Genomic DNA, 25,682 nt, shown 5'->3' with positions numbered 1-25,682 from the left:
TCAAATTTTGGATATAATATCCAAAAATTGTTAAGAAGCTAATTTTAACTTACTTAAATAAAATCTTATAAAGAAACAGTTGATTTATAAAAAATTCAAACAAATTTTCTCTTATTCAAAAGGAATAAAATGAATTACGATGTAATTGTTGTTGGTGGTGGTCATGCAGGTATTGAAGCATCATTAGCAAGTGCAAGAATGGGTAAAAAAACTCTATTAATTACGATGTTAGTAGAGCAAATAGGAGCAGCAAGTTGCAACCCTGCAATTGGAGGTTTAGCAAAAGGGCATTTAGTTAGAGAACTTGATGCTATCGGTGGAGAAATGGGACTTTGTACTGATAATGCAGGTATTCAATTTAGAATATTAAATGCTTCTAAGGGTGCTGCTGTTCAAGGTAGTCGTGCTCAAATTGATATGGATAGATATAGAGAGTATATGAGAAAAGTTTGTCATAATACTCCTAATTTAGAAGTTTATCAAGATGAAGTAACAGCACTTTTAGTAAAAAATGGTAATGAAGTTTGTGGAGTAAAAACAAAATTAACTGAAGAATTTATTGCAAAAAAAGTTATTTTAACAACAGGTACATTTATGAGAGGGCTTGTTCATATTGGTGAAAATAAATATGAAGCTGGTCGTGCTTGGGAATTACCATCAACTACTTTATCAACTCAACTAAAAGAGTTAGGTTTAAGAGTTGGAAGATTAAAAACAGGAACACCTTCTCGTCTTGATGCTAACTCTATTGATTTTTCAGTAATGGATATGCACGGAGGTGATGTAAATCCTGCTCCATTTTCATTTAGAACAGATAAATCAACATTCTCACCAACTCAATACCCTTGTTATATAACTTACACAAATGAAAAAACTCACGAAATAATCTCTTCAAACTTTTATAGAGCGCCACTTTTTACTGGTCAAATTGAAGGATTGGGACCAAGATATTGTCCAAGTATTGAAGATAAAGTAAATAGATTTGCTGAACGAGATAGACATCAATTATTCTTAGAACCACAAACTGCAATGTGTACAGAATACTATATAAATGGTATGTCAAGCTCTCTTCCAATTGATGTTCAAAAACAAATGATTCATTCTGTAAAAGGTTTGGAAAATGCAAGAATAATCAGATATGGATATGCTATTGAATATGACTATGTTGATCCAACTGAATTAAAACATACACTTGAAACAAAAAAAGTAAAAAATCTATATCATGCTGGACAAATCAATGCTACAACAGGTTATGAAGAAGCAGCATCTCAAGGATTAATAGCAGGAATTAATGCTGCACTTGCAATTGATGAAAAAGAACCATTTATTCTTAGACGTGATGAAGCTTATCTAGGAGTTTTAATTGATGATTTAGTAACAAAAGGTACAAATGAACCATATAGAATGTTTACTAGTAGGGCTGAATATAGACTTCTTTTAAGAGAAGAAAATGCTGATTTAAGATTATCTCAATATGGATATAATCTTGGATTAATAGATGATGAAACTATAAAAAAAGTTGAAAACAAAAGAAAAACATTGGAAGAAGCTATTGAATTTATGGCAAATGAATGGATGACTTCTAAAAAAGAAACATTGGAACTTCTTGAAAGTATTGGTGAAGAAAAAATCAATGATAGAGTTTTACTTGTAGATTTGATTGGAAGAAATAGTATTGATATTTTCAAATTTGAAAAACTTGTTCCAAGCTTTGCACATCTTGATAATTATTTGAAAGAACAGATAATTATTGAAGCAAAATATTATAGATATATACAAAAACAGCAAAAACAAATAGAAAAAATGAAAAAAATGTTAAAAGCAACTATTCCAGAAGATTTTAGTTATAAAGGACTTCCTGGTCTTTCAAATGAAGTTGTAGAAAAGCTTGAAAAACATAGACCGCCTACAATTTTCAATGCTAGTCTCATATCTGGTATTACACCTGCAGCTTTGGATATCATACATTTGAACTTAAATATATTTGTCAAAAGCAATAAAGATTGATAATGGTTCAATATAAATTGATAATATGTAAAATAAAAAATGATAATGAGAGATTAATCTAGCTATGTCAACTAAGAAAAATATCATTCCAGAGTTTATGAAAGATAATCCTGATGATATTTTTCAGTTCTTATTTCCCCTTAAAATAGTACTTGATGAAGATAAATTTAGTAATAGCCACTATGAAATCGTTATAGAAAATATATCTAAAAAACAACTATTTAAATATAATGTATCACCTGAATTATTGTTTTCGCATTATCAATTTTTAGAGTATTATCAAAATGGTAAAAAAGTAGATAAATACAAGAATGAATCTGTTGAAGAAAAAAGTTTTAAAATTGATACAAAATTTATTAATAGAAATAATGAAAAGAAACTAAAAGATATTTTAGATGATAAAAGTATTGGAACTTTATTAGGTTGGAGTTATAAATATTTATCAGATGCAAAGAATATTAATTGTTATGTAGTAGAACAAGACGATATTAAGATAATTATTCCTCAATTTGCAATTGGAATATACTATTATTTTAGATTTTCAGAATTAAGAGAAGCCGTTTTTGATTCTACATTAGAAGAATTATATGTCTTGTGTGATAATAATAAAACTGATGCAAAAATAGTTTTACCAAAATATAAAACTGATGAAGATGCAGCTTTTATACATAGATATGCTTGTCAAGAGATTGCAAAAAGAGAGTTTGATAATGTATCTAACTATATACATAATTATCTAAAATATATGCAAGAAAATAATTTAGATGATGATATATATAAAATGCATTTGAAGTTTAATTTCCCAACAAAAGAAGAGTTCCAAATTGATACAAGAAGTTCTCTTGTTACAAATAAAAAAACAAATGAAAAGTATTACTTTATTCATGAAATCATAAATGATTATTCAGATATAGGTTTTGAAAAACTAACAAAAATTATAGAAAAGAATAAAGTCATTTTAAATTTAGGAGATTTAGATAATCTTCCAAAAGTTGAAAAAGATATTCCTAATGAAACATCTGAAGTATTAAAAATAACGCATGCAAGCAAAAAGAATACAAAAACTAGTCATCAAAAGAATAGAAAAAAAAGTTGTGGTAGTTTAAAAGATATTCCAATAGATGAAGAATCTTCAACTAGAAATATTATAGAAGATTTACTAAAAATTTATAAAGAGCAACAAACGGATGATATAACTGATCAAAGTTTAACTGAGTCATCTTCTAAAGGGAATAAAACTATTAGAAAAGTTGTTATTTCAAGTGAGTTTGTAAAAGAATCTTCATCTAAGCCTTTAACCGAAATAGATAATTTTGTAGTTTTCAATCAATATATAAATTTTTTGCAAGAACGTCCTGACATAAAAGATTTTCATTTAAATGAGAAAAAAGAATTACCTCAATATATACTTGAAAATGATGATGGTGAAGAAAAAGTAAATCCGAAATGTAAAATTAAAAAAAGACCTAGACAATACTTAACAACAACATTTAAATATGAAAATTCTTATGTGGGATTATTAGAATTAGAAAATAATCCATCTTCTGGAAATTCTACATGGGTGATAATTTCTAATAAACCAATTGAAACTGAGCATTTTGAATTTTTTATGAATCTATATTTTAAAAAAGATATAGGAATAGATAATATATTAAAAAAACATTCTAAAACTAATCCTAAATTTACTAAAAAGAACCATGAGAGAAATGAAAATTTAAATGAAATCCAGCTTGCTAATTGGTATACTGGGTTATTAGAAAAAATTGTTTAATTGCTTTTTTAAAATAATATTAAATTTATATCTTTTATAATGGATTTAGTTTCCCTAACAACTACTTTTTTATAATATTATTTAATTCTAGTTAGATCACGCTATTTGTATATAAGTAGTATTTCTGTTCCCAGAAATTGTTATATAAATTAAATTTTCTTCTTATAAGTCTACTTGAAACTGTTTTGAAATTATTAATAAGCCTTGATAATAGAATATTAGGTGTTGATTCAAAAGATATTATTAAAGTAGAATTATCTTTAATATGTATATTTCTTACAACACAACTATTATAATTTTCAAAAATATTATAAATGATTTTTGTGAGTTCAATTTCTATATCTTTTGAAATAGTTTCTTCATTCATTAGAGTTGAAATAAGTAATGTAAAAACTAAATTGTAATTTGAGTGTTTAAATATCTTATAATCTATATCTTTAGGCATTTTATTCTTTTTTACTAATTTGACAACTAATTGATTTTTTGATAGAATTATAATAGATAATTTTGTAAAAGTCAAATAAATAACTATAATAGAATTTACACTTTTGTAATTAATTGATTGACAGTAATTTAGGAAAAAAAGATAAATTTGTATGGTTAATTTAGAAAAGATATAATCATCACTAGATAAGGGACTACTATGAGTAAATCAAAAATTGAATGGACTGGTTCTACTTGGAATCCAATAACTGGGTGTACTAAGTACAGTGATGGTTGTACAAATTGTTATGCTGAAAAAATGGCTAACAGATTAAAAAATATGGGTTTAAAAAAATATGAAAATGCATTTAATTTAACATTGCATTATAAAAATATTGAAGACCCACTATTTATGAAAAAACCTCAAACAATATTTGTATGTTCTATGAGTGATATATTTCATAAAGATGTACCTGATGAATTTATTCTAAAGTTATTTGAAGTTATGAATAAAGCTCATTGGCACACTTTTCAAGTTTTAACTAAACGAGCAGAAAGAATTAAAGAACTTAATGATTTAATTACTTGGACTAAAAATATATGGTTAGGTACAACAGTTGAAAGTCAAAAAGTTACACATAGAATAAATTATTTGAGAGAATCAGGTGCTTATATCAAGTTTCTTTCTATAGAACCACTATTAACTCCAATAAATAATTTAAATTTAAAAAATATTGACTGGGTAATTGTTGGTGGTGAAAGTGGAGCAAAGGCTAGGCCTATGTTAAAAGAGTGGGTAGTAGATATAAAAAATCAATGTAATACTCAAGATGTTCCTTTCTTTTTTAAACAATGGGGTGGTAAAAATAAGAAGAAAGCAGGAAGACTTTTAGATAATAATACATATGATGAAATGCCTAAAAAAATAACAGAGGGTATATTTGGCTAAAGTTAATAAATATAATTGGTGTATAGGAGAAGAGTTACCAACTATTGAAGACCATAGTAAGGTAAAGCTAGATATTATTGAAAATTATTTAGAAATATATTTAAGATATTTGACTAAAGGTTTTAAAGTAAGTTCATTAAAACTTGATATTATTGATGGCTTTTGCGGTGGTGGAATTTATAGTGATGGAACAACTGGAAGCCCAATAAGAATAAAAGAAACTATTGAAAAAACAAAAAAAATCATTAATTTTGAAAAAGAAGCAAGTAATTGCAAAACGGTAATTTTTGATATTAAGTATACCTTTATTGAGAAGAATAAAAATACATTTTTATTCTTAAAAAAAACATTAAATGATTATAGTTATTTATCTGAAGACACAAATTGTTTAAATGGCAAATTTATTTCTTATTTAGATGCAATTATAGAAAATATAAAAAATCGAAGCCGAGCTAATAGATGTATTTTTATTCTTGACCAATATGGTTATGCTGATGCACCTATCCCTGTTATAAAAAAGATTTTTGAACAATTACCAAAAGCAGAAGTTATATTAACTTTTTCTGTTGACAGTTTAATTGATTATCTTTCAAGTGAAAAACCTCAAGTTCTTTATAATATGGGATTATCAAAAGAAGATTGTGAACAAATTTATGATGTAAAAGAAGATAATGATTTTTCAAGAACAAAGATTCAACCTTTATTATATAAAACAATAGTAAATACAGTAAATGCACCATTTTATACGCCATTTTTTATAAAAAGTGATGTTTCTTCTCGTGCTTATTGGCTATTTCATTTTTCTACTCATGCTATTGCAAGAGATGAAATGATGAAAATTCATTGGAAAAATCAAAATACTTTTATTCATCATGCAGGTGCAGGATTAAACATGTTTCTAGGATATAATTCTAACTGTAAAGATAATTTATTTAATCATTCTAATTATACTTTTGATGACTTATCTAAACAAAAAAGTATTCAGCTATTGAGTTGTGAATTACCAAAGATAATACAAGAAAGAGAATGTTTAGATTTCAATGCTTTAAACAATTTAATAGCAAATGAAACTCCAGTTACAAGAGATATAATAAGAGAATCATTGGCAAATTCTATAGAATCAGGTGAAATAAAAATTATTTCAAAAGATAATAGTCAAATTAGAAGAAAATATACTACTATTCAAGATAAAGATATTATAAAATGGACAAAGCAAAGGCAAATAAGCTTTTTATTCTAGTATAATCTCTCTCATGTATTTATTTCTTGAATAAGCTTTCTTATGAATAGTTTTATTTTTTTTAATTAGAAATTCATCTGGAATATTTACTATTTTAATTCGCTTACTTTTAAGTAAATCATTAATAGAACGGTGTATATTATCAGATGTAGGTATATTGTTTTTTTCTGCATATTTCCAAGAGTTGGTATTTGTATATAATTCTTGTATTATATTATTTAAAGAAATCGTTTTTTTATGTTTTATTATTTTGATAATATCATCACCAATATTATCAAATAAGCTTGTTATAAAATTCTCTTTATACTCTTCTAAAGATTCAAAATAAGAATTTAGAAAGGCATCTGATACCCCAATACTATTAGTTCCTAATAATAGTTGAAAGTTGTCTTTTTCAACTATTTTCCCTTCTCTAGTTGTTGGAATAGAGATATTTATAATGTAATCTTTTGATATTGCTGAGAACCTAGTTCTAATACATTCATTAATTAAATCATTTGATAGTAATAAATTTTTCAATTCTTTTTTTTCAATTCCTAAAAATTTTGCTGTATTTTCATGTTCGGGATATCTTCCAATAATTCTTTTTAATGATTGAAAATTTATAAAAATCATAAAATCTTGTAATTTTGCATATTTTTGTAATAATTCAATTAAATTGTTTAAATTAACTTCATTTGAAAATGGATCAACAAAAATAAATCCCCATTTTGAAAATTTTAAAAGATTCTCTATATCATCGTTTTTTTCGTGCCAATTTCCATTATGTAAGTGTGTTGACACTTTAGGATTTAATTTTTTACTTGATTTTAAATAAGATATATTTTTTTCTAATTCAGAATAACTAGTTTTATCAATTTCTGAAAAAAAACATTTCAATTGATGAAAAGAATTTATTACTTCAGATTCTAATATTGTATTTAAAGCAAGCATAGGTGATCCAAAACTATCATCATTAAATTTTCCTTGTCCTGCATATAAATCAAGATAAGTAAAGCTATTATTTTTGGAAAACTTTGCAGAAATACCTAATATGGACCTAAATGTATCATGAAAAATTTTATGTTTAATTTCAGTATGTTGTTTTTTATTTGTTAAAAAATGTTCTTGACTTTCTATCATTCTATGAATTCCTTAGATTATTAATATAATTAAATAATAATTATAGTATTTTATTTAGTTTTTTATAAATTTTATTAAATTCTTTATGAATACTAGGGTGGCAACCAACAATTTCTGCAACATTTATAATATTTACTCGTTCACCAATACTTTCTAAATATTTTATAGATCCAATAACTTCATTTTCATTTATTTCTCTACCTATTTTATTTTCTATTGGAATAAGTTTATCAATCATTTTTTTATACCAAAAAGGTATATCTTTAAACCCATGGATAAAATCTCTATGTGTTAATTTATTTTCAACAATAAATTTTTGAAAATTATCTGGAAATTTTTCAAAAAGATAAAAAACTAAAGAAGTTAATAAAAACTCTTTTTGAATAGATAAGGCTTTTTTTGAATTGTATTTTTCAAGTTTTTTACAAATAGTTTTATACTCTTCAATTAATGGAAAATCTTTTAAATTTAAGTCATTTTTTCTATCAACTAAACTTCTTAATGCGGTAAAACTTTCAAATACAAAAAGTGAATTTATTTTTTCACCATCAATAATAAAATAGCCATCATTAAGACCATTCTCAAACCAAGTAATTGCATTTAATCCATATTCAAAGTTTGAATTTATTTTTATAACAAGATTTTCTCTAAAATCTTTCTCACACTTATGACAAATACAAATTTCTTTAAAATGTTTTATTTTTGAAAAATTAATTTTTTCATAACATCTCCAACATCTATCAGTTAAAAAAACTTTATGTTTAGGGCAAGCATTATAAAATTCATATCTCCATTTTTTTCTAAAATATGGAATTTTATCTTCAACTAAACATTTTGGACAATACATCAAACCATTATGTGTTCTTTTATCAGTCAATTTTCTAATTTGTAGAGGTGGATATAAACAATTATTGCAAGAAAATAGGTATCCTTCTTCACTTCGCAAGGACATTTTAAAAATATCTTCTTTAGTCAAGTTACTTTTATTTGATAAAGATTCAAATAATTTTTCATCATATAAAAAATCTATATCTATCCTTGAAATTTGATTTCCTTCTTTTTTTACAAAAAGAGTTAAAAAAATTGGAAGCTGTCTCTTATGTTCAATAGCAACTCTTGTAAGCCAAGAGCTTAAAAGTTCATCTTTAAAAGGTTGTGGCACTATTAAAAAGAAATAGTCTTGAACCCAAGCATTATTTCTTTTTTTCTTTGCCATATTACAACTTTGGTAAATATTCTATATCATCAACAGTGATATATTCTCTTTTAGATTTAATTGCTTTTATAGAAGCCTTTTTTAATAAATTTACAGTTTTCCCAATTAAGCCTTCAGAATTATAAAATAACTTATTAATGAGTTCATGATTTTCAGCCATATTTGAAGCTTTTTTTAGAGGTAAACATCTCTCATAAGTTGCCACAAATGATCTAAATTTTTTATCATTATTCCATCTAGGAAGCTCAAGTGCAGGAAATCTTGTACTTGTTTCATTTCCTATTGATAAAGCTGAATATGCTTCTCTTGTACCTGCTAAAACAATTGTTAGAGATAAACTATTACTTAACTGTTTTAAATCATCTATAAAAGTTCTTTGTTTATTTAAATTTCCTCTTAATGAACTATGTATTTCATCAATTAAAATCATTCTTGTGCCTAGTTTATTTAAATAGTGTTTTGCAAGATTTGCTTTTACGGCAACTTTTTCAATCCTATTTTGAGGTACACATAACTCATCTAAAATAAGACTATATAATCTACTTTCATCAGGAACTGTTGGTGCTTGGAAATAAATTATTGGTATTTCATAAATTGCTTCACCATCTTTTGTGACATAATCAAGTTTTGTTTTATGTAAATCATACATTCTTTTTAGAATTGCTGTTTTACCATTATTGGAATCACCATAAACTAGTAATCCTTCATGTCTCATTTGAGGTGGGTCTAAAAATTTATCTTCTAAAATTTCTATTAGTTTTACAGCTGAGCCATATCCTATCCAATGGTCTTTTTTACAATATATAATTCTTTCTTCATCACTTTTACTTAAATATTCAAAAGCTTCTTTCGTTAAATTTCTATCATTCATAAATTAGCCTATTGGATAAATTTCATAATCATTATCATCTTCTTCATTTTTTGGAGTTTTTGAAACATAAAAAGGTTGATTTTCTTTATAATCAATTCTTTCTTTATCATTTTGCAAAGTTTTTTCTTGATGTTTTTTAGAGCTATCTTTTCTTCTTATAGATTTTTTTTCTTTTTTTGCTTGAGCAACATAAGAATGTAATCTCTCATGAGCTTCAAAAATATCATGAGGTTCTAATTCTCTTCCCTTTATTTTTGATCTTGCATCTGCTATTGCACTTCTTAATTCTGAGAGATTCATTTTTGGTCTTCGTATATCTGCATAGGGAACAGTTATATAATCTTTTATATCTTCATCATAAACATAAAGTTTACTGATATCTCTTGGGTCTCGTCTACAAACTACACTATTTTCTAAATCTGGTTTTAGCTTTTTGTATTGAGTTGGAATTATCCATTTTCTAAGAGTTTCACTAAAATAAGTGATATAGTCAATTGTTATTCCATTTTTCTGAACTGTTCTATTTATAGCAGGTAATAAAGCCATTCTAAGTTTTAAAGTATCAGCTGGAACAACAGGTAAAAATGGAATTGATTTATCTTCTCCTACTCCATATAATCCTTGATAAAACTTTTCTTCTGGACTCATTCCTAAAGATGAATGTTCTGTTTTATGATAAATATTCACTACAAAGTTTAAATACCATTTTTCTAATTCATCTATAGTCATAATTGCATTTCCTTCTGAATCATAAGTACTTTTTTCAAGAATACTTGAAAAAGTAGTACCTGGTAAGAGATGAACTTTTTTCATACAAGTACCAATTAATCTTTCAATAGCTCCTCCAAAGGCAGGTCTTGCAACTGGGCGATAAATATCTTCGATTCTATATTCTTTACAAAAGTTTTGTAAACTAGCCGACCTTAGATCTTTTCCATTGTCCATATGGACTTTTTTAGGTAGTCCATAAATCACCCATTCACCTTCAATTCCATTCTTTTTCATAAAATTATCTTTTGGTAAGATGGCATTTAACAAACATTGTCCAACACTAAAATAACTTGGAGCTTCAAGAGAAATATAAAATCCAAAAATCATCCTGCTAAAAACATCAATTGCAACTGTTATAAATGGTCTTCCTATTGGTTTTCTAGTTTCCTCATCTACCAAAATAACATCAACTTTTGTATGATCAATTTGAATAATATCTAAAGGCATTTTTACTTCAGGAAAATGTCCTGGCATTCCTCTTGTCTCATCAACTTTTAATCCCTTCCTATTTTTTGCAATGATTTTTGGATGTAAGTTGTTAATTCTGCTTCTTACTGTATTTTTTGTGGGAGCTTTTAGTTCCATATTCTTACACTTATAAAGTATCTCTTCATAAATCATTTGTAAAGGATATTTTTGTTTATTTAAATAGTATTCTTCAATTACACTATTTATTACAGTATCGACTGATTCATTTAATCTACTTTTACCTTTTGCACCACAAAACTCTCTTTTTGAAGATAAAGAACTTATATTTCCATACTGTTCATAAGTATTTAACCAACGATAAATAGTAGCAATTCCTTTTTTATGTTTTTTTGCAACTTTTAAAACATCTTTTGTAGTTTTGTCTTTTTTATCTAACAAGGTTTTGATGATTTCATATCTTTCAGTTGCTTTATCAAAATCTTTTTGTTCTAAATCAACTAAAGTTTTAATATCTTCTTTTATATTTTTTGGTTCAGTTATTAAATCTTTTACTTTTACTATTTTTTCATAAAAGGGAGTGACATCTCTTTTTATCAACACTTCATCAAAAGAAGGATAACTTTTAACCACATACTCTAAATCTTTATAAAATATTTTTGAGTTTATTTCAAATTTTATTACATTACTCATAAGCTAACTCAACAAATGAATTCATAGTAACCTTGGCTGATTGTAAATCACTTTTTAGCTTTTCTTTGCATACTAAATCCCAAATACAATTTGATATAGTTGGATAATCTTTAAGATTTTGTGAGATTAAATTTGCTATTTCAAAAGCAGTTACTCTTTTATTTTGCTTAACTAAATTTATAATTTGATTTTCATATTTGTTCTCAATGGGATATAACTTATATCTATAAAGAAAATCTAAGTTATCCAAATATATTTCACTGTGATTTTGTTCAGTATAAACTTCAAAATCTAAATTTAATTTATTTGAAGAGACTTTTGCAGATTCAAATCTTTTTTCAAAATATTTTTTCTTTTTTTCAATTTCATTTGTGTATTTAACTTCAACAATACTATCTTTTTTTGATGAGTTTTTAACTCTTTTAATATAACAATCTGCACTATAAATTTGATTTTTACCATTAAAAAAAATTTCTATTTGAGGTTGTTCTTGATAGGAGATTACTTTATTGTCAAATTCTAAAGCTAAGAAATGAGCTTTTTCAAGTTTTGATTCAAAACCAATTGAAGTATTGTTTTTAATACTTGGGAAATATCCAGTAATTGAACGATAGTTCTTCTTGATTTTACGCTGAGAAAACTTTATAGGCAAATCTTCCATAGTTATTTTCCAAATAATTTTATTACTTTAATTGTATAGCAATTTTACTTATATTTATTCTGAAATATTTCTGCGTATTATTAATTTATTAGTATATTAAATATAAAAAAATTTGTTATTTGTAAATAATTATAGAAAATTAAATTCTTTATTGTATAATATGAGGTTTATGCATACAATAAAATATATAGCTAATAATATTAAATCATCTTCATATTATACTAATGATTAGGGAAAAAATGGCAACTACAATTACAGATAAAAGTTTACTTAAAAATATAACTGATTATGACATAGAAGATTGGACTGAAAAATCATGTAATATTTTAAAAAAAAGATCAACCAAAGAAGAAGGACTTATAGACTTCAAAAAAAAACTTATCGTTAACAATCCTTTAGATGAGGAATCAGTTAAGGAATTAAAAGAAATTGAAAAACTAATAAAAGAAAATGATCCTGATGTTTTATATAAGAATATAGATAAAGTCCTTGATATATGGACTTTACTAATAAGAAAATCTCTCGTTTTATTGAGGATATGTGATCTTAGAGAACCTTATTTAGAATTTGAAAATAAGAATCCTAGCCCTTATGGATTATCAGAGTTGCGAGATTTTATGAAAAGCTATCAAGAATACGAAAAACTACTTTATGCAACACCTAACTATAGAGATCACATAGTTCATGTTTTTAAAACATGGTTGATTGGTATGAATATTTTTATTGATCAAAAAGAATATTTTGACAATTTATGTCTTGATGGTGTAAAACATAGTGATGAAAAGTTTGTTTTAACTCCTCTTGAGAAAATTAGTATTTGGACACTTATTTCTTTATGTCATGATTTAGGATATCCTCTTGAAAAAGCACAAAAAATATTAGATAAAACAACCGGCATGCTAAAATACTTTGTCGCCAACCCACAAATATTATCTGATATAAAATTTACGGATACGCAAGATAAAATGAATCAAATAATCATTGAAATGGCTAGTTCTAAAATTGTTCCCGAAAAAGTCAAAAAAGATGATGATAAAAAAGATGAATTGTATACGGCAATAATACAACCAAAATACTATATGAAATTTCTCAAATCTTTCGAAAAGAATTCACATGGATTGATTAGTTCAATAATACTTTATAAAATTCTACTTTATTTTATGGAGTCAGAATTTAGTACAAATGTAAATTATAAATTTACTTATATGGATGCAATACAATATTTAATTCGTCGAGAAATACTAAGAGCAATAAGCTCTCATACAACAAAAGATATTTATTATTTAAATGCTAATACTTTTTCTTTTTTATTAACATTTTGTGATGATTTACAAGAATGGGGAAGACGAGACTGGAATAGTATGTATACACATACACTTAATGATAAAAAAATTACTATTGAAAAATTTGAAAAAAACAACGATGTTTATAATATTGAAATTGAAGAAATATTTGAAAAACAATTTCAAGAAAAAGAATTCGCAAAAATAATTCAACAAATTTATGAATATCAATTTATTTCTTATAGAACAATTTTTAGAGATGGTCTTGATACTCAAAACAGAACATTTAATTTCAAAAAAAGATTTAAACTATCAACAGAAAAAGGTAAAACTATATCTGTTCAATTTACAATAGTAAAAGATGAACAAGCACTATTTACTGTTGGTCTAGATGACCTTTCTGAATCAATCAAAAAAGAAATTTTTGATAATTTAAACACAGAAAAATTTTTCTTAGAAAAAACACCTAAAGATTCAAAAAAAATTAGAGAAGTTAAAGAGATAACTATAAAATGAATATTAAATCAGTATGTATTGAACTATCAAATCAATGTCCACTAAAATGTTTACATTGTAGTACTAATGCTTTACCGAATAAACATCTTTTTTATAATAAAGGAGAAACAGAAAGATTGGTTCAAACGTTTATTTCTCAAAAACTTGAAATTGTTTATTTGAGTGGTGGAGAACCATTGTTAAGTCCTTATTTACCAGATATGATCAAAAATCTTAAAAATGCTAATATTAAAACTGCTATATACTCATCTGGAGTTATTTTTGGTAGTAAAGGGTTAATATCTGTAGATAGTAGTTATTGCAATAGTCTCAAGTTTAATGGATTAGATACAATCGCCTTTAGCATATATAGTATGAATGAAAATGTTCATGAAAATATAACTAAAACAAAAAAATCATTATATTTATTGAAAAATTCTGTTTCAAATTTTATAGATGCAGGAATTAATGTAGAGATAAATTTCGTGCCATTTTCAAGTAACTATAAAGATCTTGAGAATATTATTATTTATTGCATAGAAAACAATATAAAAACTATTAATATACAAAAAGCAATTATGCAAGGTCGATTAATAGAAAATAGTCACATAATTATGACTCCGTTAGAAGAAAATGAGTTTATTCAAACACTTTGTATATTGACGAACAAATATAAACAATTAATTGATATTATTGTTAGTAAACTTTTTGATATAAAAGTAGATGGTATATTAAAAAGTAAGTACTCTGCTGGTATGGATGAATATTATATTTCTATTCCATATAAAGAAATTTCTGGTAGAAAATTTAGGTATTTAGCACAATGATAAAAGTTACTGCAACTTTTACACAACTTGAAGATTATTCTTTTCGATACAATACAAAAATGTTCTTTGGTGATACCTATTCAACTTGCTTAGGAACAGTTTTTATGCTTAATCCAGGAAGTGCTTTACCTATAGATAAGGATGTTTTTATTTCCGAAAATATTACTGTTAATAATATTGAAGTACATTTAGATCAAACAATGCATAGTGTAAAAAATATGATTTATTTTCATTATGGGCAAAATGTAAACGGTTTTTTCAATATAATTAATTTATTTAATTTAAGAAATGAAAACCTAAAGGAAGCGATAATTACCTTGAATAAAATTAAAAATAATTCTGAAGTTAAAAAATTTCTGTTTTATGATATTCAGAAATTAAATAAGATAGTATTAGAATCTCCTTTTATTTGGCTTGCATGGGGTACAAAACTAACAACTGAATTGGAAGATATTATAGAAGAAAATTATGAAATGCTTTCAAAAAAAGCTGTATTTATACCTCTTAAAAATGATTTTCCTTATATTAAACATCCCTTATATATGACAAAAAAACAAAGAGAATATTTAAAAGATACCATTGAAAATTTACTAGTTTAATTGTATATAGCATTTACAATTATTTCATTTTACATATTATCAATTTTTATTTTACATTAATGGAGTAAATTTTAATAAAAACTATTATAAAATGCTTTAAAAAAGGAACTTATATTATGAAAAATCTATTATCAAATTATTCTGAATCTCACAATATTTGTAAAAAACAATAAAGATTGATAATGAATTATGTTGTTGGCATTATAACTGATGGAAGTAAAATTTTATTATTAAGAAAAAACAATCCTGATTGGCAAAAAGGCTTATATAATGGAGTTGGTGGGAAAGTTGATTTAGATGAAACACCATTGGAAGCTATAAAAAGAGGATGTCAAAAAGAAGTTGGATTGGAAATTTCAAATTGGAGTGAGATAGAAACAATTCCTTTGCAAAGTGGGGTAGATTTAACATATTTTTTTACAGTTATAGAAGAAGAAGAGTTGAAAAAAGCTCAAGGTTTAGAAGATGAAAGAGTAGAATTTTTTGATATAAATAATCTTCCTAAAAATATTTTAAAAGATTTAAAAGAGCAAATAGATAATATATTTTTAAAAATTGAATCAAAAAGTCATAAAAAAATAAAAAGAATTGTTGCATATACATCAATAGTAATGTTAGTTTTTCTTCTATCTTTGATGATAATAGGAAAAGTTGCTAAAGGAAATTTTTTGTATTTTCTTATAAAAGAAAAAGCTGAAGAAGATATAGATAAAAAAGCTAAATTCAAAAAAGGCTTTTATGAAAAAATGGGAATTACTGAAGAAAATTAAAAAATTAATTTTTTAATTTTCTTAAGATTACACCACTTTCTATATGATTTGTAAATGCAAATTGGTCAAATAAAGCAAAATTTTCAATCTCATGAGTTTTAGTTAGTTCATCCAAATCTCTATGTAAAGTTTCAGGATTACATGAAATATATATTATATTTTCAAAATCTTTTGCTAAGTTTCTAGTCGTATCATCAAGTCCAGATCTTGGTGGATCCATAAAAATAGTATCAAACTCATAATCATCAAGATTTATATCTTTTAGTCTATTAAAAGCTCGCACTTTATTTAAAGCTTGTACAAAATCTTCTGCACTCATTCTAATAAAACTAATACTTTCTATTTTATTTAAGTCACAATTTCTTAAAGCTGATTTTATAGATGTTTTAGAAATCTCTGTTGCTAAAACTTTTCTAAATTTTGTTGAAAGTGGAATAGTGAAATTTCCTCCACCACAGTATAACTCACATAAATCTTTTGAAGAATTTTTTGTATTTTCTAAAACCCATTCAATCATTTGAACATTTACATTTGTATTTGGTTGAGTAAATCCATTTTCTTCATAAGCAAAAAAGAAATTCTGATTTGAGATATTTAAAGTTTCATTTATATAGTCATTTGTTAAAACAAGTCTTTGTTTTTTACTTCTTCCAATGATTTTAATATCTAATCTTTTCTCAATCTCTTTTGCTTTTTGTATCCAAGATTCTTCTAACTTTTTATGATAAATCAAAGTTACAAGCATATCTTTTGTGCTACTTCCTAGAAATTCAACAGCAAATAGTTTAAAAGATAGTTCTAAATCATTTTGAAGTTCATCTATTAGTTTTGGCATAAGTTCTTTTATATGAAAACTTACCATCTCACATGAATTTATTTTTAAAATATTTTTTTTAAAGTCATTCATTGCATATGATAAAATCTCTTTATTATTTTCACCTTTTTCCCACCAAATTCTAAATTCAGCTCGATTTCTAAAGTTTGATTCATTACTTTTTATGATGTCAAAATCTATATTTGTAAAATTTGAGAATCTTTCTTTTTCTCTTTGTATTTTATAGTTTAATTGTTCTTCATAAGTTTTATCAAAAAGAGTACAAGATGCGCAAATTCCAAAATAGTTACAGTTCATTAAATTAGATTCCCCTAAATTTTTTGTTTAATCTAGTATTATATTCTATTGTATATAATACGCCTATGAAAGAAAATTGGCAAGAACAACTACAAACCTTATTAAAGTGCGATTTAAAAACACTTTATCCTTTAGCAAGAAGCATAAATAGAAAATTAGAATTTTATGTAGGTCCTACAAATAGTGGAAAAACATACAACGCAATGCAAAAATTGAAAGAAGCAAATAGTGGATTATATTTAGCACCTTTGCGACTTTTGGCTCTTGAAGGATATGAAGATTTAAAAGAATCAAAAATAAATGCTTCTTTAATAACAGGAGAAGAACAAATTTTAGATATTGAAGCTTCTCATGTTTGTTCAACTATTGAAATGTTAGATTTTGATTTAGATGTTGATGTTGCTGTTATTGATGAAGTTCAAATGCTTGAAGATGATGATAGAGGTTGGGCTTGGGTAAATGCAATTATAGGATGTCCTGCAAAAAAAATCATTATGACAGGAAGTGTAAATGCTCTTGATGCAGTTAAAAAAATAGCTGCTTATTTAGATGAAGATTTAGAAGTTATAAAACATACTAGAAAAAATGAGTTGAAAATTCTTGACAAATGGACTTCTTTGGAAAAATTAGAAGATGGAACAGCTTTGATAGCTTTTTCAAGAAGTGATGTTTTAAAACTCAAACAAAGACTTCAAAAAAAATATGTTGTTTCAGTTATCTATGGAAATTTATCTCCTGAAGTTAGACGTGATGAAGCAAAAAGATTTAGAGAGAAAAAGAGTCAAATCTTAATAGCAACAGACGCAATTGCTATGGGTTTAAATCTTCCAATTAAAACAATTTTATTTACAATAGATACAAAATTTGATGGAGTTAGTAGAAGAAAAATAACAGTTAATGAAATAGTTCAAATAGCAGGACGTGCAGGACGATTTGGACATTTTGAAGCTGGATATTTAGGTGCAACAAGAAGAGATATTTTAGCTTATATAAAAGAGGAGTTTGAATCTCCAATAAAAACAATAAAACCGCCTTTTAAAGTAAAAATAAATAACAATCAATTAGAAGCACTTTCAAGTCATATAAAAACAAATTCATTGACAAAGATTTTGAAATTTTTTGCAGACAATATGTCTTTTAATGGACCTTTTGTAGCTGCAAATATCTCTTCTATGATAGAAGCAGCAAGAATAGTTGATAATAAAAATGGTTTGAGTTTAGAAGAAAAATATCTTTTAGCTCAAGCTCCAATTACTACAAAATCAACTATTATTTTACAAGCATATGATTCATATATTGCAAGTGTGATAAAAAAAAGAGTAAATCATTATAAACCTTCAATTACCTTACCTAAAAAGGCAATTACTCAAAAAGATTTACTTTTAGTTGAAGATGAGGTAAAAAAAATCTCTTTATATCTTTGGCTTTCTTATAAACTTCCAGAACTTTTCCCTGACCATGATAAAGCATATATTTTGAGAAACTCTTTTAACAGTTTTATTGAAAAATCTTTAAAAGGAAATTTAATCGAAGAGAGTGGTTTTGAAAAAGATTTTCACAAAAGAAGATTCCCTAAAAATGATAAAGAGAAAGATAAAAAAAGGACTTATAATCCGAGAAGACAAAAACAATTTAATAAAAAATTAGCTAAAATTTAAAATTTATTAGATTTTATAATTAATTATAAGGATACTTTATAGTGTTTAAATTTTTCAAAGTTGATGAAGAAGATTTTTACAATGAGCTTTTTTCTGACAAAATAGACCTTAAAAAAATCCAAAGATATATCGATAAAGGCATAGATATAAATAAAAAGGATGAAAAAGGTCGAAATATTCTTTTTTCATTAATAACTAAAAAAAGATTTGAATCTATAAAAATATTATTAAAAAATGGTATTGAAGCAAATATTGAAGATAAAGATGGAAAAACAGTTTTAAGTGAAGCAGTAGAAAAAGCTGATTCTATGACAGTTAGATTTTTACTTGAAAATGGTTTTGATATAAATAGAAAAAATAGTCAAGGAAGAACTATTTTACAAGAATCTGTGCTTTTAGGTGGATATAAAATATTCCAGTTACTAACAAAGTATGAACCAGATTTTAATACAAAAGATAATGCAGGTAAAACAGTTTTATTTGATGCAATTGAAAGTGAAAATATTGATATTATCAATGATGTTTTAGAAAATATTGAAGACTTTAATATTCTAGATGAAAATGGGCAAACAATACTTTTTAAAGCAGTTTTAAAAGAAGATATAAATATTGCATTAAATCTTTTATCAAAAAATATTGATGTAAATATAGTAGATAAAAATGGACAAAATGTACTTTTTTATGCAATATTAAAAGGTGCAAAAAACATATCAATTATTGAAAAATTAATTGAAAAACGTATTGATATAAACATAGTAGATAAAAATTATAAAAATATAATTGATGAACTTTTAAATATCGTAGATATACAAAAAAATGAATTGAAATTTGAAGATAAAAGATATGAATTAATCAATCCAAAAAATGATTATTTAGCACTTGCTCTTTTATTTATAAAAAATGGACTAAAAGTTGATACTGTTGATTCCGAGGGAAAAACAACTCTACAAAAAGAGATAGAAAATAAAAATCTTGCAAATGTAGAATTTTTAATAGATTGTGGAGCTGATTTAAATATAGTTGATGAATACAATAGAAATTTATTTCATATTGAAGCGTTAAAAGGTTATTCAAACTATAAAATGATGGATTTATTGGTTGCAAAAGGTGCAAATATTGATGCAAGAGATTTAGATGAAAAAACTGTTGTTGACAATGTTGTAGAATTGATTGCTATTACAAGAGGATTTAAAAAATCAAATCCAGCATTAGCCCCATATGTAAATGAAAAAGAGAGATATGATATTTTACTAAAAAAAGTTTTATCATATAAGCCAAATTTAGAAGCAAAAAGATTAGATGGGAAAAATGTTTTATTTGATTTGGTTATGTATAATGATTATGAAACTTTGGAAACTATTGTAAATCACGGTATAAATTTGAATCTTACAGATAAAGAAAATAAAACTGCTTTAATGTGTATGGTTGAAGAAGGTTTACAAATTACTGAAAAATTAGACAAAGCTTACTTTATCAAAAGATTGGTAAATTTTTTAAGATATAGAGTAGATGTTGATGTTCAAGATAACAATGGAAGAACAGTAATTCATAATGCTGTAATTGCAGATGATTTATTGGTAGTTGAAAAACTTTTGACAAAAAAAGCAAATCTATCTTTAAAAGATAGTTATGGAAGAACAGCACTTCACCACACACAATGGAAAGGAAACTATCAAATTGCAAGATGGTTGATCGCTTCAGGTGCTGATATGAACCAACCAGATAATAGTGGTTTTAATATATTAAATTATGCAACAATTTTAGGACATATAAAATTGGTTGTGACGTTGGTAAATTCTGGAGTTTTGATGTATAACAAAAATCCAAAAAATAAAAAAGTTGCAGAATTTTTCAAAAGCAAAGAGAAAAATTTAGATAAGTTATTAACAAGTGAAATAAGTGATTATAAAATGAAAAATGCTCTAATAGAAGTAATTCAAAATTTAAAAAAAGAGCTAAGTGAAGCAGTAAAAGGTTAAAAATGGGTAAAAAGTCAATTATTATTTTAGCAGCAGGAGCAGGTACTAGAATGAAATCTGATACTCCAAAAGTATTACATAAGATTTCTGGTAAACCTATGCTTTATTACTCTATAAAAGAGGCTTTAAAATTAAGTGATGATATAACAGTTGTTTTATATCATCAGTTCGAAAAAGTAAAAGCAGAAATTGAAAAATATTTTTCAAATATTAATTTTGTAATTCAAGACCATAAAAACTATCCAGGAACTGGTGGGGCTGTTATGGGAATCACTCCAAAATATGAAAAAGTTTTGGTTTTAAATGGCGATATGCCTTTAATTCAAGCAAGTGAGTTGGAAAAATTTGAAATAAATGCGACAATCGTTATGTCAGTTTTAGAGCTAGAAAGTGCTGATGGTTATGGAAGAGTAATAATTGAAAATGGAAATGTTAAAAAAATAGTTGAACAAAAAGATGCTTCAGAAGATGAACTGAAAATCACAACTGCAAATGCTGGAATTTATCAGTTTGAAACAAAATTTTTACTTGAAAACTTACCAAAATTAGATAATAACAATGCTCAAAAAGAGTACTACATCACTGATTTAGTTGAAATGGCAATTAGTCAAGGAAAAGTTTTAAAACCTTTAGTTGTAAATGAAGAGAATTTTAAAGGTGTTAATTCAAAAGTAGAACTTGCTGATGCTGAAGTAATTCACCAAAATAGAATAAAAAAAGAGTTTATGAAAGCTGGCGTTATTATGAGGTTACCTGATACTATCTATATAGAAGAGGGGGTAGAAATTGAGGGTGAAAGTATCATTGAAAATGGTGTAAGTTTACTTGGAAATGCAAAAATTATAAATTCTCATATTAAAACAAACTCTGTTGTTGAAGATTCAATGATTAAAGATAGTGATGTTGGACCAATGGGACGAGTAAGACCAGGAAGTGAGTTAACAAATACTCATATTGGAAACTTTGTAGAAACAAAAAAAGCTATTTTAACTGGTGTAAAAGCAGGGCATTTATCATATCTTGGAGATTGTTCAATAGATGAAGGAACAAATATAGGTTGTGGAACAATTACTTGTAACTATGATGGAGTTAATAAACATCAAACAATTATAGGAAAAAATGTTTTTGTAGGAAGTGATACACAATTTGTTGCACCTGTAAATATTGAAGATGATGTATTAATAGGAGCTGGTTCAACTGTAACTGGTGATGTCAAAAAAGGTGAATTGTATCTTACGCGAGCAAAAGCAAAAATTATTGATGGTTTCTTTTACAAACATTTTTCAAGTAAAAAGAAATAAAAATGCTTTTAAAAAATAAAAAAATATTAGTTGGAGTTACTGGCTCAATTGCTATTTATAAAGCTTTGGATTTGATTAGACTTTATGTAAAAGCTGGTGCAATTGTGCGAGTTATTATGACTGAGGGTGCAAAAAAGTTTATAAATCCAATTACATTTGAAGCTATTTCACAAAACAGAGTTTTAGATGAAAGTAGTGAAAACTGGGATAAAAGTCAAGATTATAATCATATAGATATCGGAAAATGGTCTGATATTTTTGTGATTGCTCCAACTAGTGCTAATACTATAAATAAATTAGCTTGCGGTTTGGCTGATAATTTATTACTTCAAACGGCTTTAGCTTATACAAAAACTAAATTAATTGCGCCAGCAGCTAATACAAATATGATAAATAATCCTATTACAAAACAGAGTCTTGATAAATTAAAACATCTTGAATATAAAGTAGTCTCTTCTCAAATAAAAGAACTGGTTTGTAAAGATACTGGTGATGGAGCAATGGCAGAACCAACTGATATTTTTGATGCTACTTGTAAAGAACTTTTAAAAGATGAGTATTGGATAAATAGAAAAGTTGTTTTAAGTGGCGGTGGGACAATAGAAAAGATAGATGATGTAAGATATATTTCGAACTTTTCATCTGGAAAAATGGCATCAAACTTAGCAAAATCTCTATATTATAAAGGTGCAGATGTTTGTTTAGTAAGTTCTCGTGGTTACGAAAATTTACCAAAAGATATTCATTTAATAAAAGTGCAAAGTTCATTTGAAATGTACGAATCTTTAGTAAGTTCATTAGAAATTGCAAAAAAAGAGAGTAAAAAACAGAGTTTTTTATTTATGGTGGCTGCTATTAGTGATTATTTACCATCATATCCTCAAGAAGGAAAGTTAAAAAAAGATTTAATAGGAATCCATTGGAATTTAGAGTTAAAACAAAATATTGATATTTTAAATTCTTTAGATAAAAGTGAAATAATTTCTATTGGATTTAAAGCAGAAATGGATGAATTAAGTGCAGTTGAGAATGCAACAAAAATGCTAGAAAAAAAGAATCTTGATGCAGTTTGTTTAAATATTTTAAACGAAGAAAATAGTTTTGGAAGTGAAAATAATAGTATTGAACTTATTTTAAAAAATAAGCATAAAAGTTCTACATTTAAAGGTTCAAAATTAGACATATCTTTAGAAATTTTAGAAAAATTACAAGATGAGTTTAAATAATATGAACGATGATAAAAGCTTTCCTTCTCATATTGCCATCATTATGGATGGAAATGGAAGATGGGCGAAACAAAGAGGATTAAAAAGAACTGCTGGACATGAAGAAGGTGCAAAAGTTGTAAGAGAAATTACAAAATTTTGTGCAAAAATTGGAATAAAATATCTTACTTTATATGCTTTTTCAACTGAAAATTGGGCAAGACCAAAACTTGAAGTTGAATATTTGATGAGACTTTTAGAAAAACATCTAAAAAATGAGTTAGAGGTTTTTTTAGAAAATAATATTAGGTTTAAGGCAATCGGAGATCTTAGTAAATTCTCAAAATCTCTACAAAACACTATAAAAAACACTGAAAATATGACTTCAAGTTGTACAGGACTTACTCAAGTTTTAGCTTTAAATTATGGCTCAAAAGATGAAATAATTCGTGCAATAAAAAAATTAAATGAACAAAACCTTGAAATAACAGAAGAAAATTTAGAATCTTGCCTTGATACAGCAGGTATGAGTCCAGTTGATTTGCTAATACGAACTAGTGGAGAAGTTAGACTTTCTAATTATCTATTATGGCAAAATGCTTATGCAGAGATGTTTTTTACAAAAACTTATTGGCCAGATTTTAATATAGAAGAGTTAGAAAAAATTTTAGATGATTACAAAAATAGAGAGAGAAGATTTGGTGGAATTTAGATTTTTACAAATAGTAATTTGTACTATTTTAAGTTTATTTCTATTTTCTAAATTAGGTTTTACATTATCTTTTTTATCTTTTTGTGTTTTTTCATATTTATTAGTTTTTTTATCTTTTATTGATTTAAAGTATAAAGCAGTTCCTGATTATCTACTTTTAGCTGTACTTGTTTTATCATTTTTTATTACAGATTTTTCTTTAGAAGATAGTTTTTTAAATGCCTTTATTTCAAGTGGAGCTATATTTTTATTGAATTTTATTGTAACTTTTTACATTCAGAATGTAAAATCAAAAATTTTAAAAGATGAAACTTTAAAAAATCAAGTGGCTTTAGGAGAAGGAGATATTCCTATAATTGCAAGTATGGCTGTTGTTTTAGGATTAAATTCGTTAGTTTATGCTATATTATTGTCTGCAATTATTGCTATCTTACATACAATTAGCATAAATATTGTAAAAAAAGATATTCAAATCCCCTTTATTCCATCATTAGTTTTAGGATTTTTCATTGAATATTTTTTTGGTTTAGAACACTATATAAAGGCTTTTTATTGAAATTACGAAATTATTTATATTCTCAATTAGCAACCACTTTTTTTCCTATATTTTTTGGATTATTTTTTATTACTTCTGTAATTTTTTTGGTTAAGATTTCAGCTTTAACAGCAATTATAACTGTAAACTTTTTTGAATTATTTAGAATCTTTAGTTATACAATTCCTGATATTATTTTTTACACAATGCCAATATCTTTTTTTATATCTATGGTTATAACTTTATCAAAACTTTCAAGTGAATATGAACTTACAGTTATTACTTCATTTGGATTAGATCCTATTAAAATTTTAAAAATTTTTTTACCTTTGGCTTCTCTTTTGACACTTTTACTTTTAATAGTTTCTGTTGGACTTACTCCAAAAGCAGATTTTGAAAGAAAACAATTTGTGAATATTAAAAAAAATGAGGCGAACTTCAATATAAAATCTGGTGAATTTGGTCAAAAATTTGGTGATTGGTTAATTTTTATAAATGACAAAAAAGATAATCTATATGAAAATGTAAAACTTTTAAAAGTTGAAAATGATAAAGATCAATTTGTAATTAGTAAAAATGCTATTTTAGAGAATGACAAAGGTATTTTAAGTATTAGATTGGATGAAGGAAAAGCATTTTTGATTGATAAAGAAAACTTTAATCAAATTGATTATGAAGCAATGTATATAAATGATTCTATCTCAACGGGTAAAACAACAATTTTTACAACGACTTATGATTATTGGAAAAATAATATAAAAAACAAAGTTGATTTAGATGAATTAACATTTTTTATTTTAACTTCTTTTTTCCCTTTGATATCTTTATTTTTAGTAATTACTTTTGGATATTTTAACCCTAGATATGAAAAAAATAGGGCAATTATGTATTCATTGATTTCAATAGTATTGTATTATGTTCTAATCAAATCAATAGGAGATAAAATTCTTTTACATACACTTTATATTGTTCCTGTTCTTTGGCTTGCTGGAACATACTTTTTATATTCAAAAACTATAAAAAAAGAGTACTAAAA

The 25,682-nt window shown here is 25.4% G+C and carries 22 protein-coding genes; 15 read left to right on the top strand and 7 right to left on the bottom strand.

All coding sequences use genetic code 11. The features are described 5' to 3' along the window. Window positions 1-129: 129 nt before the first annotated feature. A complete protein-coding gene (gene mnmG, locus B0175_RS03110; RefSeq protein ID WP_108527241.1) occupies window positions 130-2,007 on the top strand; it encodes a tRNA uridine-5-carboxymethylaminomethyl(34) synthesis enzyme MnmG in 1,878 nt (625 codons plus the stop codon). A gap of 64 nt (window positions 2,008-2,071) precedes the next feature. Then, window positions 2,072-3,778, top strand: coding sequence for a hypothetical protein (locus B0175_RS03105; RefSeq protein ID WP_108527240.1), 1,707 nt, complete (start codon window positions 2,072-2,074; stop codon window positions 3,776-3,778). Between the two features lie 91 nt (window positions 3,779-3,869). On the opposite strand, the gene B0175_RS03100 is transcribed toward B0175_RS03105, so the two are convergent. Continuing rightward, the gene (locus B0175_RS03100; protein WP_108527239.1) at window positions 3,870-4,223 is read right to left on the bottom strand and encodes a transposase; all 354 of its coding nucleotides are present in this window, start codon (window positions 4,221-4,223) and stop codon (window positions 3,870-3,872) included. Window positions 4,224-4,421: 198 nt separating this feature from the next. Here B0175_RS03100 and B0175_RS03095 point away from each other — a divergent pair, with 198 nt between their 5' ends. Together B0175_RS03095 and B0175_RS03090 are read left to right on the top strand one after the other, a co-directional pair. Beyond that, window positions 4,422-5,150, top strand: coding sequence for a DUF5131 family protein (locus tag B0175_RS03095; protein ID WP_108527238.1), 729 nt, complete (start codon window positions 4,422-4,424; stop codon window positions 5,148-5,150). Next, window positions 5,143-6,390 carry a three-Cys-motif partner protein TcmP gene (locus tag B0175_RS03090; protein ID WP_108527237.1) on the top strand — a complete coding sequence of 416 codons (1,248 nt, stop codon included), beginning with the start codon at window positions 5,143-5,145 and terminating at the stop codon, window positions 6,388-6,390. Before B0175_RS03095 ends, B0175_RS03090 begins: the two co-directional genes overlap by 8 nt. On the opposite strand, the gene tcmP is transcribed toward B0175_RS03090, so the two are convergent. The 5 genes from tcmP to B0175_RS03065 are packed head-to-tail and all read right to left on the bottom strand — an operon-like array spanning window position 6,382 to window position 12,150. Further along, window positions 6,382-7,512, bottom strand: coding sequence for a three-Cys-motif partner protein TcmP (gene tcmP / locus B0175_RS03085; RefSeq protein ID WP_108527236.1), 1,131 nt, complete (start codon window positions 7,510-7,512; stop codon window positions 6,382-6,384). The two genes, B0175_RS03090 and tcmP, sit on opposite strands and share 9 nt — an antisense overlap. A 40-nt stretch (window positions 7,513-7,552) precedes the next feature. Beyond that, window positions 7,553-8,728, bottom strand: coding sequence for a TniQ family protein (locus tag B0175_RS03080; RefSeq protein WP_108527235.1), 1,176 nt, complete (start codon window positions 8,726-8,728; stop codon window positions 7,553-7,555). Between the two features lies 1 nt (window position 8,729). Continuing rightward, window positions 8,730-9,599, bottom strand: coding sequence for a TniB family NTP-binding protein (locus tag B0175_RS03075; protein WP_108527234.1), 870 nt, complete (start codon window positions 9,597-9,599; stop codon window positions 8,730-8,732). Window positions 9,600-9,602: 3 nt separating this feature from the next. Continuing rightward, window positions 9,603-11,489: a Mu transposase C-terminal domain-containing protein gene (locus B0175_RS03070; RefSeq protein ID WP_108527233.1), complete on the bottom strand. Its 1,887-nt coding sequence runs from the start codon at window positions 11,487-11,489 to the stop codon at window positions 9,603-9,605. Beyond that, window positions 11,482-12,150, bottom strand: a complete 669-nt coding sequence (locus B0175_RS03065; protein ID WP_108527232.1) for a TnsA endonuclease N-terminal domain-containing protein — start codon at window positions 12,148-12,150, stop codon at window positions 11,482-11,484. The genes B0175_RS03070 and B0175_RS03065 overlap by 8 nt, the downstream gene beginning before the upstream one ends. Window positions 12,151-12,389: 239 nt before the next feature. Between B0175_RS03065 and B0175_RS03060 the strand changes: the two genes are divergently transcribed. From B0175_RS03060 to B0175_RS03045, 4 genes are all read left to right on the top strand, one after another. Continuing rightward, window positions 12,390-13,949: a hypothetical protein gene (locus tag B0175_RS03060; RefSeq protein WP_108527231.1), complete on the top strand. Its 1,560-nt coding sequence runs from the start codon at window positions 12,390-12,392 to the stop codon at window positions 13,947-13,949. Further along, window positions 13,946-14,755: a radical SAM protein gene (locus tag B0175_RS03055; RefSeq protein ID WP_108527230.1), complete on the top strand. Its 810-nt coding sequence runs from the start codon at window positions 13,946-13,948 to the stop codon at window positions 14,753-14,755. Before B0175_RS03060 ends, B0175_RS03055 begins: the two co-directional genes overlap by 4 nt. Then, window positions 14,752-15,354, top strand: a complete 603-nt coding sequence (locus tag B0175_RS03050) for a DUF1643 domain-containing protein (protein ID WP_108527229.1) — start codon at window positions 14,752-14,754, stop codon at window positions 15,352-15,354. Before B0175_RS03055 ends, B0175_RS03050 begins: the two co-directional genes overlap by 4 nt. Window positions 15,355-15,536: 182 nt before the next feature. Continuing rightward, window positions 15,537-16,124, top strand: a complete 588-nt coding sequence (locus tag B0175_RS03045; protein ID WP_108527228.1) for an NUDIX hydrolase — start codon at window positions 15,537-15,539, stop codon at window positions 16,122-16,124. A gap of 4 nt (window positions 16,125-16,128) precedes the next feature. Here the strand turns inward: B0175_RS03045 and trmA are convergent, their stop codons facing one another. After that, window positions 16,129-17,256: a tRNA (uridine(54)-C5)-methyltransferase TrmA gene (gene trmA, locus B0175_RS03040; protein ID WP_108527227.1), complete on the bottom strand. Its 1,128-nt coding sequence runs from the start codon at window positions 17,254-17,256 to the stop codon at window positions 16,129-16,131. A 65-nt stretch (window positions 17,257-17,321) separates the two neighbouring features. Between trmA and B0175_RS03035 the strand changes: the two genes are divergently transcribed. From B0175_RS03035 to B0175_RS03005, 7 genes are read left to right on the top strand one after another with little or no spacing between them, the layout of a single operon-like run. Further along, window positions 17,322-18,914, top strand: coding sequence for a helicase-related protein (locus B0175_RS03035; protein WP_108527226.1), 1,593 nt, complete (start codon window positions 17,322-17,324; stop codon window positions 18,912-18,914). Between the two features lie 41 nt (window positions 18,915-18,955). Then, window positions 18,956-20,893: an ankyrin repeat domain-containing protein gene (locus tag B0175_RS03030; protein ID WP_108527225.1), complete on the top strand. Its 1,938-nt coding sequence runs from the start codon at window positions 18,956-18,958 to the stop codon at window positions 20,891-20,893. A 2-nt stretch (window positions 20,894-20,895) separates the two neighbouring features. After that, window positions 20,896-22,194: a bifunctional UDP-N-acetylglucosamine diphosphorylase/glucosamine-1-phosphate N-acetyltransferase GlmU gene (gene glmU / locus B0175_RS03025; protein WP_108527224.1), complete on the top strand. Its 1,299-nt coding sequence runs from the start codon at window positions 20,896-20,898 to the stop codon at window positions 22,192-22,194. 2 nt (window positions 22,195-22,196) lie between these two features. Then, window positions 22,197-23,420 carry a bifunctional phosphopantothenoylcysteine decarboxylase/phosphopantothenate--cysteine ligase CoaBC gene (gene coaBC, locus B0175_RS03020; RefSeq protein WP_108527223.1) on the top strand — a complete coding sequence of 408 codons (1,224 nt, stop codon included), beginning with the start codon at window positions 22,197-22,199 and terminating at the stop codon, window positions 23,418-23,420. Further along, entirely contained in the window at window positions 23,407-24,111 is a 705-nt protein-coding gene (locus tag B0175_RS03015) for a di-trans,poly-cis-decaprenylcistransferase (RefSeq protein WP_108527222.1), read from the top strand. The genes coaBC and B0175_RS03015 overlap by 14 nt, the downstream gene beginning before the upstream one ends. Then, window positions 24,101-24,667 (top strand): prepilin peptidase, encoded by a 567-nt coding sequence (locus tag B0175_RS03010; protein ID WP_228156055.1) that lies wholly within the window; start codon window positions 24,101-24,103, stop codon window positions 24,665-24,667. Before B0175_RS03015 ends, B0175_RS03010 begins: the two co-directional genes overlap by 11 nt. Then, window positions 24,664-25,680 carry an LptF/LptG family permease gene (locus B0175_RS03005; protein WP_108527220.1) on the top strand — a complete coding sequence of 339 codons (1,017 nt, stop codon included), beginning with the start codon at window positions 24,664-24,666 and terminating at the stop codon, window positions 25,678-25,680. The genes B0175_RS03010 and B0175_RS03005 overlap by 4 nt, the downstream gene beginning before the upstream one ends. The last annotated feature ends 2 nt before the right edge of the window (window positions 25,681-25,682 follow it).

This window comes from Arcobacter lacus (genome assembly GCF_003063295.1).
GTDB classification, from domain to species: Bacteria; Campylobacterota; Campylobacteria; order Campylobacterales; family Arcobacteraceae; genus Aliarcobacter; species Aliarcobacter lacus.
This window is presented reverse-complemented; position numbering and strand designations above follow the sequence as displayed.

What these genes read in the sequence shown, in the direction of transcription:
- B0175_RS03055 (WP_108527230.1), top strand. Translation starts at nt 13,946, where the DNA reads ATGAATATTAAATCAGTATGTATTGAACTATCAAATCAATGTCCACTA.
- glmU (WP_108527224.1), top strand. Translation starts at nt 20,896, where the DNA reads ATGGGTAAAAAGTCAATTATTATTTTAGCAGCAGGAGCAGGTACTAGA.
- B0175_RS03060 (WP_108527231.1), top strand. Translation starts at nt 12,390, where the DNA reads ATGGCAACTACAATTACAGATAAAAGTTTACTTAAAAATATAACTGAT.
- mnmG (WP_108527241.1), top strand. Translation starts at nt 130, where the DNA reads ATGAATTACGATGTAATTGTTGTTGGTGGTGGTCATGCAGGTATTGAA.
- B0175_RS03100 (WP_108527239.1), bottom strand. Translation starts at nt 4,223, where the DNA reads ATGCCTAAAGATATAGATTATAAGATATTTAAACACTCAAATTACAAT.
- B0175_RS03070 (WP_108527233.1), bottom strand. Translation starts at nt 11,489, where the DNA reads ATGAGTAATGTAATAAAATTTGAAATAAACTCAAAAATATTTTATAAA.
- B0175_RS03045 (WP_108527228.1), top strand. Translation starts at nt 15,537, where the DNA reads ATGAATTATGTTGTTGGCATTATAACTGATGGAAGTAAAATTTTATTA.
- tcmP (WP_108527236.1), bottom strand. Translation starts at nt 7,512, where the DNA reads ATGATAGAAAGTCAAGAACATTTTTTAACAAATAAAAAACAACATACT.
- B0175_RS03080 (WP_108527235.1), bottom strand. Translation starts at nt 8,728, where the DNA reads ATGGCAAAGAAAAAAAGAAATAATGCTTGGGTTCAAGACTATTTCTTT.
- B0175_RS03065 (WP_108527232.1), bottom strand. Translation starts at nt 12,150, where the DNA reads ATGGAAGATTTGCCTATAAAGTTTTCTCAGCGTAAAATCAAGAAGAAC.
- B0175_RS03095 (WP_108527238.1), top strand. Translation starts at nt 4,422, where the DNA reads ATGAGTAAATCAAAAATTGAATGGACTGGTTCTACTTGGAATCCAATA.
- B0175_RS03105 (WP_108527240.1), top strand. Translation starts at nt 2,072, where the DNA reads ATGTCAACTAAGAAAAATATCATTCCAGAGTTTATGAAAGATAATCCT.
- trmA (WP_108527227.1), bottom strand. Translation starts at nt 17,256, where the DNA reads ATGAACTGTAACTATTTTGGAATTTGCGCATCTTGTACTCTTTTTGAT.
- B0175_RS03050 (WP_108527229.1), top strand. Translation starts at nt 14,752, where the DNA reads ATGATAAAAGTTACTGCAACTTTTACACAACTTGAAGATTATTCTTTT.
- B0175_RS03035 (WP_108527226.1), top strand. Translation starts at nt 17,322, where the DNA reads ATGAAAGAAAATTGGCAAGAACAACTACAAACCTTATTAAAGTGCGAT.
- coaBC (WP_108527223.1), top strand. Translation starts at nt 22,197, where the DNA reads ATGCTTTTAAAAAATAAAAAAATATTAGTTGGAGTTACTGGCTCAATT.
- B0175_RS03075 (WP_108527234.1), bottom strand. Translation starts at nt 9,599, where the DNA reads ATGAATGATAGAAATTTAACGAAAGAAGCTTTTGAATATTTAAGTAAA.
- B0175_RS03015 (WP_108527222.1), top strand. Translation starts at nt 23,407, where the DNA reads ATGAGTTTAAATAATATGAACGATGATAAAAGCTTTCCTTCTCATATT.